This is a genomic window from Pseudomonadales bacterium (assembly GCA_041395945.1).
In the GTDB taxonomy this organism is placed as follows: domain Bacteria; phylum Pseudomonadota; class Gammaproteobacteria; order Pseudomonadales; family Azotimanducaceae; genus SZUA-309.
In genome coordinates this window covers 2,459,514-2,472,933 of the sequence record JAWKZN010000001.1, presented here as the reverse complement: position 1 = coordinate 2,472,933, position 13,420 = coordinate 2,459,514, and the positions used below count along the sequence as shown (strand labels likewise).

11 protein-coding genes are annotated in these 13,420 nt (G+C 60.7%); 4 read left to right on the top strand and 7 right to left on the bottom strand.

The window, feature by feature from the left end:
- Positions 1-62 precede the first annotated feature (62 nt).
- The gene (locus R3E82_11430) at positions 63-1,046 is read left to right on the top strand and encodes a LysR family transcriptional regulator (GenBank protein ID MEZ5551494.1); all 984 of its coding nucleotides are present in this window, start codon (positions 63-65) and stop codon (positions 1,044-1,046) included.
- A 188-nt stretch (positions 1,047-1,234) separates the two neighbouring features.
- Here the strand turns inward: R3E82_11430 and R3E82_11425 are convergent, their stop codons facing one another.
- The gene (locus R3E82_11425; GenBank protein MEZ5551493.1) at positions 1,235-2,593 is read right to left on the bottom strand and encodes an MFS transporter; all 1,359 of its coding nucleotides are present in this window, start codon (positions 2,591-2,593) and stop codon (positions 1,235-1,237) included.
- A gap of 222 nt (positions 2,594-2,815) precedes the next feature.
- Between R3E82_11425 and R3E82_11420 the strand changes: the two genes are divergently transcribed.
- Together R3E82_11420 and R3E82_11415 are read left to right on the top strand one after the other, a co-directional pair.
- Complete coding sequence (locus R3E82_11420) at positions 2,816-3,970, top strand: cytochrome P450 (protein ID MEZ5551492.1); 1,155 nt, start codon at positions 2,816-2,818, stop codon at positions 3,968-3,970.
- Positions 3,967-4,749, top strand: coding sequence for a YggS family pyridoxal phosphate-dependent enzyme (locus tag R3E82_11415; protein ID MEZ5551491.1), 783 nt, complete (start codon positions 3,967-3,969; stop codon positions 4,747-4,749). Before R3E82_11420 ends, R3E82_11415 begins: the two co-directional genes overlap by 4 nt.
- Here R3E82_11415 and R3E82_11410 read toward each other — a convergent pair.
- Positions 4,741-7,896: a tetratricopeptide repeat protein gene (locus tag R3E82_11410; GenBank protein MEZ5551490.1), complete on the bottom strand. Its 3,156-nt coding sequence runs from the start codon at positions 7,894-7,896 to the stop codon at positions 4,741-4,743. The two genes, R3E82_11415 and R3E82_11410, sit on opposite strands and share 9 nt — an antisense overlap.
- A 153-nt stretch (positions 7,897-8,049) precedes the next feature.
- Here R3E82_11410 and R3E82_11405 point away from each other — a divergent pair, with 153 nt between their 5' ends.
- Positions 8,050-8,736, top strand: a complete 687-nt coding sequence (locus R3E82_11405; GenBank protein MEZ5551489.1) for a hypothetical protein — start codon at positions 8,050-8,052, stop codon at positions 8,734-8,736.
- Here R3E82_11405 and R3E82_11400 read toward each other — a convergent pair.
- The 5 genes from R3E82_11400 to R3E82_11380 all read right to left on the bottom strand — a co-directional run bounded on the left by R3E82_11400 (position 8,729) and on the right by R3E82_11380 (position 13,343).
- On the bottom strand, positions 8,729-10,255 hold the full coding sequence (locus tag R3E82_11400) for a type IV secretory system conjugative DNA transfer family protein (protein ID MEZ5551488.1): 1,527 nt from the start codon (positions 10,253-10,255) through the stop codon (positions 8,729-8,731). The genes R3E82_11405 and R3E82_11400 overlap by 8 nt on opposite strands.
- 43 nt (positions 10,256-10,298) lie before the next feature.
- Positions 10,299-11,033, bottom strand: a complete 735-nt coding sequence (locus tag R3E82_11395) for a hypothetical protein (protein ID MEZ5551487.1) — start codon at positions 11,031-11,033, stop codon at positions 10,299-10,301.
- A gap of 69 nt (positions 11,034-11,102) precedes the next feature.
- Positions 11,103-11,297 (bottom strand): hypothetical protein, encoded by a 195-nt coding sequence (locus R3E82_11390; protein ID MEZ5551486.1) that lies wholly within the window; start codon positions 11,295-11,297, stop codon positions 11,103-11,105.
- 133 nt (positions 11,298-11,430) lie between these two features.
- Entirely contained in the window at positions 11,431-11,649 is a 219-nt protein-coding gene (locus R3E82_11385) for a DUF2905 domain-containing protein (protein ID MEZ5551485.1), read from the bottom strand.
- Between the two features lie 188 nt (positions 11,650-11,837).
- Positions 11,838-13,343 (bottom strand): hypothetical protein, encoded by a 1,506-nt coding sequence (locus R3E82_11380; GenBank protein ID MEZ5551484.1) that lies wholly within the window; start codon positions 13,341-13,343, stop codon positions 11,838-11,840.
- Between the last annotated feature and the right edge of the window lie 77 nt (positions 13,344-13,420).

The following is a 13,420-nucleotide window of genomic DNA, read 5'->3' as shown; positions in this document are numbered from 1 at the left end:
ACTCTCAGGGGCGCAGATTCAGCGCTTCTCTCCTGGCGTCTGGTGCGATTGAGTTTCTGGCGATGATCGAGCACGAACAAGGCAACCGCGGTTATCATTCGATAGTCGGCGTTTATGGTTTTTGGTACTGTTATCCCCCGTGTCTCCTGGGTCTGCGGTGGGGCATATTTGTGGAGATTCATCAGGTCAGATACTTTCTGAGCGTCTGCAGTCTTCGCAGCTTCACGAAGGCAGCCGACGCATGTGGTGTTACCCAGCCGGCGCTGACCGTGGCTATCAGGAAGCTGGAATCGGAACTCGGGGATCCGCTCTTTCACCGGGAAGGCCGCACCATCCACCTGAGCTCACTCGGCGAGCTGATGCAGCCACGGTTCGAGAGCATCATGAGCGAGATGGAATCGGCCCAGGAAACCGCCAAGGGTTATCGGTTGCTGGATCGCGCACCGCTGAAAGTCGGTGTCATGTCCACCATCGGGCCGAACCGTATCGGGAACTGCCTCGCCATGTACCAGCTCCGGTACCCGGGAGTCGATCTCGAAGTACATGTGGGTACGCTGGAACAACTCGACCGCAAACTGCAGGACGATGAACTGGATATCGCAGTTCTTTCATCACCTAAGGGATTCGACGAGAGTTACCGTACGCAGCTGATCTATACGGAACGCTACCTGGTGGTTTTCGCCCCCAATCATCGATTCAAGAATCAGACGACGATCAACCTGGCGGACGTCGCCAACGAACACTACGTCGATCGGCTGGCCTGCGAGCTGCGCGAAGTGGTCATGGGTATATGCGAGCAGCGCGATATCACGCTCTATGCAAACTTCCGCAGCGAGCGCGAGGACTGGATACAAGCCATGGTGGCGGCGGGGATGGGTTTTGCGTTCATGCCGGAATGCTCCATCACCCACCAGGGTGTCCTCAGCCGGCCCCTGGTCGATCCGGAGGTGGCTCGTGAAGTCCGCATGGTTCACATGCCGGGACGGAAGCTGACTCCAGCCGCAAAAGCCTTCATGCGGGAAATCACCGCATTCAACTGGCAGTAGCATCCTCTGTTTTACACTCCGGATCATCCGATGCGTTCAGATCAACAAAACCGCAAGCATTCCAACCCTGGACCGCTAAACTGCTGCCGCCTGATTCAGGTAAACCCGTGCGCAAGCAGAGCTGCCCGCCAAACCAGAACAACTGCCTGACTGTTCCGCATGAACTCAGACGCCAGGTACATAGTTGATCAGGCTGCCCTGGCCTGAGCGCGCCGTGCCTCCCGCGTTTCCAGCAGGCGCCGCAACTGAGCGTGCTTGTCCGAGGTCAGAGGCCAGGTCCAGCACAGGTAGAGGGCCAGGCTGAACAGCACTGTGGGCACGATGGCATAAAGAACACCGAGCCAGAGAAGCTCCTTCGCTCCGTTGCTGGCACCCACCGAAGTGTTGTAGCCGATAACGGCCAGGGCGATCAGCGATGTGCCGCCAATGGAGTGCGCCACCTTGGTCATGAAGCCGTAGATCGAATAATACCCGCCGGTGCGGGCGTCGCCGGACTTGAGCGTATCCACATCGATGACATCGGCAAGCATGGAGCGCGGAAGATAGGCAAAGGAACCGAAGCAGAAGCCTTTAATGGCAAAGAGCACATAGAACGGCCAGACCTGTCCGTAGTCGAGTGTGAAAATGGCCAGGCTCACCGCGCTGACGAGAATGATGGCGCCGGAGAGCGAGCGATGTTTGCCGTAACGTCTGGCCAGCCAGTTCCAGATCGGAATGGCAGCAAGGCCCATGGAGAAGTAGACCAGGTAGAGCATGCCCGCCCGTGGCGCGCCGATGTAGTCCTGCATGAAATACAGCGACAGCGCGTTGCGGAACGCCTCCCCGCCGCCCACCAGAAACTCGATGGTCAGCACGCGCAGAAAAATCTTGTTGCGGTACATGAGGGTCAGCGACTGCAGGAATCCCACCTGCCCCTCTCTTGCCCTTGGCGGCACTTCCGGCACGCGCAGGACCACCAGCACTGTGATCAGCAGCAGCAGCGGTACCGCGAGCCAGGTGTAGGCATTGAGTACCAGAACGGCCGTTGCATCGTCACCGTAGATCATCTCCACCAGCGCCGGCACGGCCGCCGCGCCGATCAATCCCAGCAGCACGAAGATCTCCCTGGCCGACTGGATGCGGGTTCGGGTGTTGTACTCGCCGGACAGCTCCATGCCCCAGGCAGTGTAAGGCACGCCCAGCATGGTGGTTCCGAGGCGCAGGAATATGAACCAGGCACCCAGATAGAGCACCGTGCTGCCCTTGTCGGGGTTGAGCAGGAAGTAGAGCGCCAGCGCCAGGAAGGGCGCGCCGACCAGCACCCAGGCTTTGCGTCTGCCCCAGCGGGTGCGAAACGAATCGGAAGCGTAGCCCATGAGCGGGTCGGTGATGGCATCGAATATCGCGGCAATACTGATCACAGCGCCCACGTAGGCCGTGTCGATGCCTATATAGGTGTCATAAGCACGCGGCAGCCAGATACCCAGCGGGTAGCCCAGCAGGGCCAGCGGAAAACCGAGAGAGCCATAGATCCAGATGCTGCTGCGGCTGACATCACCCTGAGCCAATTCGTCCCCCTTAGCTGTGCGGCAGTATTCCGGGCCGAGACAATCGCCAGGCTGTCTGCGGCAGATGGACCGCCAGCATATATATCATGAAGCGAATGCTGGTAGCGGATTTCGCATCAGAAACGACCCTGAGTCGGCTGAACATCCCTGCTAAAATTCCGATCTGACTTAAGTATCGGGCGGCCTTGATACGGTGTTTAACAGCAAGGGAGTACGTTCCTGATGGATGACGGACCCAAGGAGGACTGGGATCCGAGGGCACCCGCGGTTCTCGACGATGCGATCGCCGCCTACGACAGGATGCGACAGGAATGTCCGGTCGCATACAGCAAGTACCTCGGGTGGTCGCTGTTCCGCCACGCGGATGTGATGCGTGCAGTCGCAGATCATGAAACCTTCAGCAATGTCGTGTCCAGTCACCGCTCGGTACCCAACTCCATGGACCCGCCAGAGCACACGCGGTACCGGCGAATCATCGATGCATACTTCACCGTGCGGCAGATGAGTGAGTTCGAGCCAGTATGCCGCGACATCGCCGACTCCATGGTCGACTCGCTCCTCGCACAAGGCGAATTGGAACTGATGAGCGGTTTCTCCCGACCTTTTGCGCTACGTATACAGTGCGCCTTTATGGGTTGGCCCGATCATTTGCAGGAGCCGCTGAACCTGTGGGTGCGCCGAAATCACCAGGCGACCCTCGCCGGCGATCGCGAGGTCATGAGACAGCTCGCGGACGAGTTCGACGCCTACATCCGCGAGCAACTCGACATGCGTCGGAGGTGTGCAGCACAGGGCCCACCGGACGTGACCGGGCGGCTGCAACGGGAGAAGATAGATGGCCGGGTGCTAAGCGATGAGGAGATCTTCAGCATCGTGCGCAACTGGACCGTCGGCGAACTGGGCACCATCGCCGCGAGTGTAGGTATCCTCGTTCATTACCTGGCCGAACAGCCCTTGTTGCAGCAGGCCTTGCGCCAGCAGCCTGGTGACTTGCCAGAGGCCATTGACGAAATCCTGCGCATTCACGCGCCGCTCGTCTCCAACCGTCGGCAAACGACACGGGACGTGGAAATAGGCGGTCGCAGGATTAAAGCAGGAGAGCGGGTATCTCTGAACTGGGCGGCGGCCAACCGGGACCCGGAAGTATTCGGCAATCCGGACGATTTCCAGCCGCGGCGTAAACGCGAGCAGAACCTGCTCTATGGTGCTGGCCTGCACGTTTGTCCGGGAGCACCTTTGGCGCGGATGGAGTTGCGTCTGCTTATGGACACGCTGTTGCGTAAAACCCGGCGCATCGCACTGGTGCCGCACCAGGCGTGCGAGCGGGCACAGTTTCCAGCCGGAGGATTCTCCAGGCTGCCCGTAGTTGTCTCGTGAACGCCGGCGGGCCGCACAATCTTCCCATCCCCGACGCGCCGGTTCAGTCCGCCGAAGACTTCCGCCAGCGCTTCGCGGTTGTTCGTGCGCGGGTCGATGCAGCGTGCAGCGCCGCAGGCCGGGACCCGATGGAAGTCCGCATCCTGCCGGTGAGCAAGACTGTAGAAGAAGCGCGGATCCGGTTCGCCGTGGAGGCGGGTTGCCGCGAGTTCGGTGAGAACAAAGTGCAGGAGGCCCTCAGGAAGGCGCATGCACTTTCCGAGCTGGAGATCCGCTGGAGTGTGATCGGTCACCTGCAGAGCAACAAGGCAAAGTACGTGGCACGCTTCGCTCATGAGTTCCAGGCCCTCGACAGTCTGGATCTGGCTGAACAGCTCAATCGGCGGCTGCAGACGCAAGGCAGGAAGCTGGACGTGTACGTGCAGGTGAACAGTTCCGGCGAGACGAGTAAGTACGGTCTCGACCCGGACGAGGTTGGGGTATTTCTGCACCGGCTTGCACCCTATTCGTTTCTCCGGGTGCGTGGATTGATGACTCTTGCCGTGTTCTCCCCGGACCCGGAGCGCGTACGCGGTTGTTTCGCCCTGATGCGCAGGCTACGCGAGCGGCTGTGCCAGGAGTCAAGGCTGGCAGAACAGCTGCAGGAACTCTCCATGGGCATGTCCAGTGATTTTGAGATTGCGATCGGCGAAGGCGCGACGGTAGTTCGCATCGGTCAGGCTCTGTTCGGTCCGCGGCCCCTTCCCGACAGCCACTACTGGCCGGCCCGTTCAGGCTGAGTTGCTGTCCACACCGGATGGGAGATGTTGTCCTGTCTGCATGGCGCTGCGGATCTCGCGCAACGACATTCCCTGATTTACGAGTTCACTCACCAGGCGGTGGCGGAGCCTCAAAACATCGCGCGTGCAGCGCCACCAGCTTCGCAGCTTCATGCGTCGGAGGAACAGCTGTCGCAACCTGTCAGTCAGCATCATCTCTTCCCACAGATTCTCTGGCGATGGTTCCAGCTTGCGCATGGATTGGGCAACGACCAGCGCTTCCTCGTAAACCTGCTCTGCGGCAGCGCGATTTTTCAGCTCCCGCTGGTTATCTGCGCAGGCAGTCAGCGCCCGCCTCAATTCGCTGGGAGGTACCTGCCCGGCCTCAAGAAGTGGGCGCAGCAGCTCGACACATTCCCGAAAGTTGGCAGCAGCCGGGCCTGGGCCCTCCTGCTGATAGGTCAGAGTTGCCAGCAGGCTGAGTGAATGAGCCAGCAGCAGTCTGGAGCGGGCTGTGGATGCCAGTGCATCCAGTTCACGCAGTACCGCCACAGCCTCCCTGGCCAGATCACGGGCCTGACCCGTACGCTCTGAGTTCCTCAGCGACACTGCGTACGCCATCAGCAGCACAGCCAGCAGTCGCTGAGTGTCGTACGTGTTTATACGATTGGCCATGAGCCGGGCCTGAGCGAGGCTTTCGGCATAGAACGGGGCGGCTGCTTCCTCACCTGATTGCGGTTCAATGACATGAAGGCCGTAGAGCATGCCGAAGCAGGTTTTGAACATCACCAGATCGGGTGATGCATGATCGGCATCCAGGAGATCCAGCCGACGTTTTGCTTCCTCGAAGAGGCTTCGCGCCGTTTCGAACTGGTCGAGCCCGGCGTACTGACGTCCGACGTCCAGCAGGAAGGCGATGCAGGTTTCCTGCTTCCCTTCGACACCTTCTTCGAGGGCGCTTATCAGCGCGAGGGCTTCTTCGAACTGTTGCGCAGCCTCATCCTGGTCATCGCTGCGCAGCAGTACCTCCCCGAGACGCCTGAGGCTGTTGGCGAGCGCCAGTTGTCGACCGGGGCCGGGCAGTTCATCGAAGAGTGCTCGCTGAATACTGATCGAGGTCTCAAGGAAAGGCTTCGCTGCCAGCGGATCCCCTGCTTCCAGTTGATTTCTCGCCATGTCCATCAGCGAATATGCGAGGTCCGTCCGGTTGCCTGGTGATGCGTCGAGATCATAGAGCGACATTGCAGCGGTCAGTGCTTCGCCCCAGTAGGTCTGCGCCGCCGCCGGACCCTGTGTGGCTTCCATGGCGCTGGCGACGTTGGTCAGCTCAACTCTGAGGTCAGAAAGGTGCGCTGCGGTAGGTTCAGCGGAATGCAGAGCACGGATCTGCTCGAGCATCTGCAGCCGCAGCGCCACGGCATCGGCATCCTGTCCCCAGTGTTGCAGGCATTCGGCAACTGTATCCACCGTCTCGCAGTCGGCTGGATTGAGCTGGAATCGTGCTTCTTGCAGCGCCTCGAGCCAGATCCGTGCGAGTCCGATCGAGCCGCGGAAATCCAGCAGGTCCATACGCAGCTTGACCAGCGTTCCGAGGGCGTCGTATGCCTGCTTGCGGTCTGATGACAGGGGCGAATTGCAGAGCAGATTGAATTGTTCTGTCAGCAGTTCTTCACGGTCCGCGTCCGGCGTATGGGGTAGATCGAGTTCTCTGGCGGCCTGAGCCAGCGCCAGAGTGATCTGCTCGTTGTCGAAGAAATTCCCGGAGTCTTCGAGCGCCGCCTCGAGATAGGCTTTCTGTCGGAACTCACCTGTCTCCCGGGTCAGCGCGATAAAGCCCGGGTTCATTTCGGCGGCGGCCAGCCCGTCGGGAAAGTTCTCAAGCTCCAGCAGCGCGCCGGCTCTGGCGACCAGAGCAGTGGTGAATCGCTGACCCACACCCGCCGCCACAGAAAGGCACCGGCGAACGAGAGGTGCGGCCGCCTGCAGCCGCTGCCTCGACACATCGGCGAAAGACACATCCGCCAGCCGCGATTCCCCGTCTGAATTGAGCGCACGGTCCGTGCGCCGATCGACAAACCAGCGCGGGGACTGCCGCAGCAGGTGGATCATCGCATCGAGGTATTCGGGATTGCCCTCGGCCTTCTGAAGCATGGCTGCACGTTGCGCGCTGGTAAGGCCAGGCAGAGCCGTATCTACAATGGGTCCGAGATCGGCGGATCTGGAGAGCTGAACCCAACGCAGGGTAGGACCGAAGTGCATCTCCAGAGTGCGGCGCAGGTCACCCGGAGGATCGGCGCGCCAGCTGTGCTCCCAGCTGTTGGTTACCAGCAGCAGCGGCCAGGACTCTTTCAGGGCAATACGCAGCAGTGTGTCGAGAAACGCCAGGATGGAGGGGTCACGGCTGGCATGGTGGGCGTCATCAATGAATACGACAGCGGGCACGGGCTGCAGGTCTTGTGGGGGAGCAAGCACAACATGACGAAGGTCTTCGATCAGGGTTTCGATAAGGTCCGCCTGCTGTCTCTGACCTTCAAACAGCGGAGAGACGTTTTTCAGTTTTTCCTGCTGCTGTTCCACCTTCACGTCTCGGTACGTTCGGATCTGTTTGTAGAGAGTTCGAACAAGCCCGAACCCGGGCAAGGCGACATCGGCGATCGTCTGTGCCCCATGAGCCGCTACCTCCATGCCAACGTCTCCGCCGAAATCGATGCCTCCCGAGCGGAGGATTCGGCGGCGTTCTTCTTCTCGCAGTGCACGTTGCAGGGAACCGAGATGTGGACCGAGACTCTGGGCACCAGCAGACAGAGCGCTCACTGGCATCGCATTGCGCTCCTCGTTGCTGGCAAGGCGCAGCCCCCACCAGAGAAATGGCATTGCGGCGGCGTTTGCACCGCACTCCTCCGGGCGGGGATTGACTTCGAGATTTGCACCGGTGACACCCAGTGCCGGTGGCCAGTAGCCGGAATCCGGATCCTCATGCGCCGAAAGCCATCGATAAAACTCGTGAACGAGACGTGTCTTGCCGAAACCCGTGTCTGCAACGACAGCGACAGCCATCGGCGTTCTCGATTTTGCCGTCTGCCACGCCGTAGTCAGGACTCTCAGTTCGTCCTCTCTGCCTACAAACAGGTTTTTCCAATCGGGCAGGAGATCGGAGTCGGTACTCATGCATGTCTCCGGGATCGAATCAGCGGCTGGCGGTTGATCCGTGGTTGGCGTACGGTCTCCGTAGCCGGAAGAAGCAGACCACCGACCTTGAGCGGACCAGAAGAAAGACCGGAACGATCAGCAGAGCCTTTCGCGGTTGCGGAGCTACGCAGCGTGCCGCGGTGGCTGTCGGCCAGATTCAATGGTGCCTGTGATGCAAGCAGGGCGCTGGCGGGGCGGACGCAGCTCGGTGGTTCGTGGCAACGCTTACCCGGTGATGAAGCGCGGGTGATTCGCGAACTCATGGACCTGCAAGCCACCCGATCGGTGCCGGCGATGAATCTGTGCATGCGGAAGAAGCTGCCATTTTATCCCGGCTATCAGCTCTACAAGTTTCTCAGGCTTGGAATCTCGGCGGCAATGCGTAAAGACTACGTGGTCTCCGACACGGCGGAGGTCCATCGGCTCGATTTCGCCAGTCAGACGATTTCCAGGCTGAACGAAACTGTACCTGTTCTGCTCAGGGAGAACACCATCGCCGACTACCTGCACTTCTACTTCGCGTTCAGCCACGGGCGTCACGGAAGATTCTTTCTGGTGGAGTCCGTGGACGACCTGCGGTTTGCCGGGAGTATGGATCCAGCCGCGCGCGTCGATCTGGCATCGCTGATTCGGCCGATGCTGATTTCACGAAGTTCAGCATCCGCAGCAGCAGACTTCATTGGCGAATGTACGTTCTTCTTCAACAACGCGCTGTTCAGATGTGAGATATCCATCACTGGAACAGGCAGCGTGCGCCTGGGTGGCGAAACCGTGTTGCAGTCGGATCTGCGCGCGGAGCCGGTGGATCACGTCACCTGATCCTGTCGCGGGTTTCCTCCAGGGATAAATCTCCATCTGACGAATCGGGCCGGGTCGTCGCCCACTTCTGCAGCAGATCCTGAACCAGGGTGTCGTCGCCGGCGGTGAGTGACTTCAGGAGTTCTGCGCGCGGTCTCACATACAGACGCATCGGCAGTCTTGGACTGGGCGGGTCGGGCTGCAGAGCACCATGGAAGGGATTCGCTTCGTAGAGGCCTGTGAAGAGCGGGTCAGACAGATAATTCGGTCGGCGCGCGATAACGCTTTCATCACCTGCATTGGCGAGAAGCATCTCGTGAAAGTCCATCGCGAGCACCTCGGGCGCATCCCAGAAACCTGTGAGGTCACACATCTCCCTGGCTGCAACCAGATTTTTCGGTCCGAACGCCTGGATGACACTGCAGTTGTTGATCATGGTCTGCCAGTCATCCGGGTACAGGCGCTTGAGCTGGCTCACATCCTGCCAGAAGCTCCAGGTCTGCATACCGTAGCCACGCATCAGGGTGATTGCCTGGCGCAGCTGCGGCAGAGTGCCCAGTTGTGCGGCTTCATCGAGTATGAACAGCGTTGAATGTGGCGGACGGCCACGACGACGGCCGATTGCAATCATCATTACCGTGATCCACAACCGCAACAGGCGTCCGTGGGTTTCGAGCATGTGGGGTGGCATCACAATATAGACTGACAGAGGGTCGCCCTGCGTTATCGCCGCCAGATCGAAACTGGTGGCAGCGGTCGCATGTTGCACCAGTTGACCGCGGAAGAACGCAACTCCTTCCTGAGCAAAAGAGATGATCCCGCCCAGCGTTTCTTCTGCAGGAATACGCAGCATGGAAGCAATCTGCACGGCTTCCGGATGCCGTGACTTCTGCATCGCCTCCAGTACCGATCCAGGATCAGCAAGTGCGCGAGCGACGAGTCTGCGTGCCTCGGCGAAATTCCGGTTTTCAGGTTCGTGGTCATACAGCAGATGCAGAATCAGGCCGAGCAGCAGCTGGTTGCCGCGACTGCGCCAGAACTGGTCATTGGGCAGAACCTGATCGGGCCACAGCGCCCCTGCCAGGGAGGCAACCTCGTCGACGCTTGCAGGCGCGTCGAGATCGATGATGTCCAGTGGATTCAGCGTGTCTGTCTGCGAGCCTGTGATACCCATGGGATCCAGCAGTACCACCTGCTGACCCATATCCCGGCGCCGTTTTGCTGTGACTGCGAAGTTCTCGCCCTTGGGGTCGATGACGATGACGGGTCCCTCATATCGCAACAGGCTCGGGATGATGCAGCCGATTCCCTTGCCTGCTCCCGTTGGCGCGATGGTGATCAGATGGCCTTCGCCCTGGAACAGAATAGGGTCCAGATAGCCTTTGCTCGGAGACAGATCGGGATCACCATAGTTGAAGCCGATGGGCCGTGGCTTGTTCTCGTGCTCCAGCGACCAGCCAACGAGCAGGCCGGGCTCAGCGATTACCTCAGGGAGCCGGGGAGGGATCTGCGCTGCGCTCTGCTCGGACAACTTTTTCACTCTTCGACTCATGAGCAGGATCCCTCCCGGTCTGTCCCTGTCATCACTGAAAAATACGGAAAGGGCCGATCAGCCTTTCGACCTGAACTGCCAGGCGTTCATCAAGGGGGACATCGTCCACCATGGCGACGCTGCCGTCTGCAAGTAAGCTGAACTCGACCGCGAACAGCTGCTGATCGTGAATCAGTGAAGCACTTGCGGTGCAACGCGAGTCGTCGACCTGCTCGATCTGTATGGGATGGAGCCTCGCGGCGACGCTGGCCCTCTGTGTCTCGTCTGCCTCGCTGGTAAACCCGACGTCTGACTCAGATTCGACGATGCGGAAACGGCCGTCGGCTGTTCCGGCAACTCCCGAGAAAAAACGAAGATAGCTGGCACGGTCCTCATTGCCCGCGAAGCGCAGCGACAGTCTCCGATTGAGCGCCGTGATTTCTTCGGCCCGCCAGTTGAGGACAACACACCCTGTGCTGCTGAGCACGAAGCCGAATGACGCACCCTGCGCGGAGGGTCGTCCGGTGAGGTCCACCCATCCTTCCAGCAACAGGCATTCCTCATAAAAGGGCAGGGGCATCCCTCTCAGGCGCCGGACGCAATGGTGAAACGGGATCGGATCCTCCCCGCGCGCCGCCTGTTCCGCAGCGAGCCGGGCGAGCACGCGCAGAGATTCCGCGCGAGTCAGAGTAAGCCAGTTGCCGGCACAAAGCGGCAGGAACGGCCACGGAGAATCACCACTGTCGAGGCAACTGGCGAGCTGATCGACGAGTTCATCACGGGTCATTGCGCCACTATGCCTCAAAAGGCGATGCATGCAACCAGCCCGCTCGCCGGTCAGAAACTGGATCAGCAGCTATTCATCGTCGTCCATCCAATCAATCGTCGCGAGCGGGTCCTGCGTCAGCAGATCCGCGACCTGTTCATAGACCGCGGCATTGTCGTTCAACTGTTCCGACATATGCGGATTCTGTTCGGCTACATTGCGGAAAAAACCCGCCGCATCGCGCAGGAGGTGTACGGCGAGTTCTGCATGGGTGGTTCTGGACATAGAGTGATTACCAGGGCGGGAGGTCGATGCAGTGGGCTGCGCTAGCGGACCTGCGCGGCTCATTGCGGTGGATGTCAGGGTGTCGACTCTGCAATTGTACGCATGCAGAGCATCCTGACGCGGTGCCAGGTCACTAGAAGAACCGCCTGATCAGGCTAAAGAGCGCTGAAAGCACCACGGATACGAGAATCATGGACGTGATCGGAAAGTAGACCCGAAAACCACCCCGCTTGAACTGAATATCGCCTGGCAGGTTGCCAATCCACCCGAAGATGCCCAGTTTCACGAGCAGCCCGATGATCACAACCAGGATACCGACGAGAATGAGCCAGTTGCCGGGTGCTGTGTTCAATCAGTTCTCCAGTTGCAGGATCTCAGATGTCTGATGCTTTGCCTGCAGAATATTCTACACAGCGAGTGCCTGCAGGGAATGCAATAGACCCGGTTGTCGGTGTGGCCGTGGGGCGCAAGTCAGGGGCTGCCGCAAAAGGTCAGCAAGGCGCGCGGTACTCTGGCAGGGCAACGTGTTGAGTGCGGCGGTCACCGCAGCAGCGGCTGAATCTGCGACCAGGGCGTACGCTCGACGATGGCAATCGGCACGCGCTCCCGGACTGGCATTCGCGCCAGGGATTCGGCCGATCGTCCCGCATCCCTGACACTGCCAATGGGCAAGACCAGAATCTGCGGAACGTGCGGTGACAGGTTTCGATCGACGTACGCGGGGTTGTACTGCATCAGCGCGATGGCGCCGGGCTCGCCTTCCGTCGTCAGGTCTTCCTGCAGGTAGGCGTCGACATCCAGGCGCGTGTAGGCCGCCGCATGGCGCTCAGCCGCGCTCAATTTCTCAAGCCTGTGGGCCCACTGGTCGTGCGCCTGCCTGGCGGACGCGAAAGCGGGGTTCATCGACAGGGTGGCGTCGGCACCCTCGCGTAGCTGACGCTCCTGCTCGGCATCATCACGCTCGGCCTTGGCGCGCGCCGCCGCGGCTTTGACTGGATCGGCCTCGCCGGCGCCGGCCTGGTCGATCATCTGTCGGCGGAGTGCCTTCATCTCCGTGCTGTTGTACAGCGCCAGTCCTTCGGAAAAGCCTTCCTGTCCGGACCCCACCTGACTCATCTGCCGCTGTGCCTCGGCCATGAAAGCTTGCAGTGCGCGCTCCTGAGAGACCGGCAGGAACAAAGGCGGCTTGGCCTTGGCGGTGACCAGCAGCCAGCCACCGTGGACGGGAAAGCCGTCGATCGTGCGCTCGGGCTGGCGCAGCCTGAAGAACGGCCCCTGCTCGTCCGTGTACCAGTCCGCCGGCGTCAGCTCATCGCTCGCTCCATGGACGCGCAGCGGAAACAGGTTGACGTACAGATCGAATCCACCCGGCGTGGCGCCCCACGCCCCCGGCTTAAGCCGAAACCCATCGGGGTGGCCGGGATCCGGCTCGACCCAGTCAGCGCTCCACAGCATCATGGATACATTGGCCGTCGGCAGAGGAACGACGGTACTGTCCACGCCGTACGCGAGCCAGGGATAGTACTCGCGCAGGCTCGTCAACGCGGGGCTCTGGCGGAGAAAGCCGCTGATCTGCTCGAACAGCGGCACCCATGCCTCTTTGCCGCGAAGATTTTGTGGCAGCGGGTCGAGCCTGCTGCTCCAGTTGATCCAGGCGCCGTCGCGAGCGTTGGCATCGTCGACTCTGCCCCGGATGAAGGGAAAGACTGCGGAATCCAGATCATGGGGCACGCTCCCGGCGTCCCCGAACGCCGCCTGCGTCGGTACCGGAAACCAGCACTGGTACTGCACGTCGTACTGGACATTGGGCGCCGCGCCGAAGGTTCGGGCCTGCAGACGCTCGCCGCGCTCACACGCCGCCGGACACGGATTGATCTGCGGGTCGGCTTCGGTAACCCATCCGGTCCAGTGGGTACCGCAACTGCGCTGCTCGGCGCCGATCCTGCCCGCCGTCAGCAGGGCGGCTACAGCGAAGCAGAGGAGCATAGTGCACAGCGCCTTCTCCAGCCCGGAGCTCGGCGTGAATCGGGGCGATGCTTCGTCCATCGAAGGGTCCTGCAGGTGCGTACGGGAAGTACGATCGAGCTGTTCAACCGCGACGAAGGGTACGTCCTGGCGGGCAG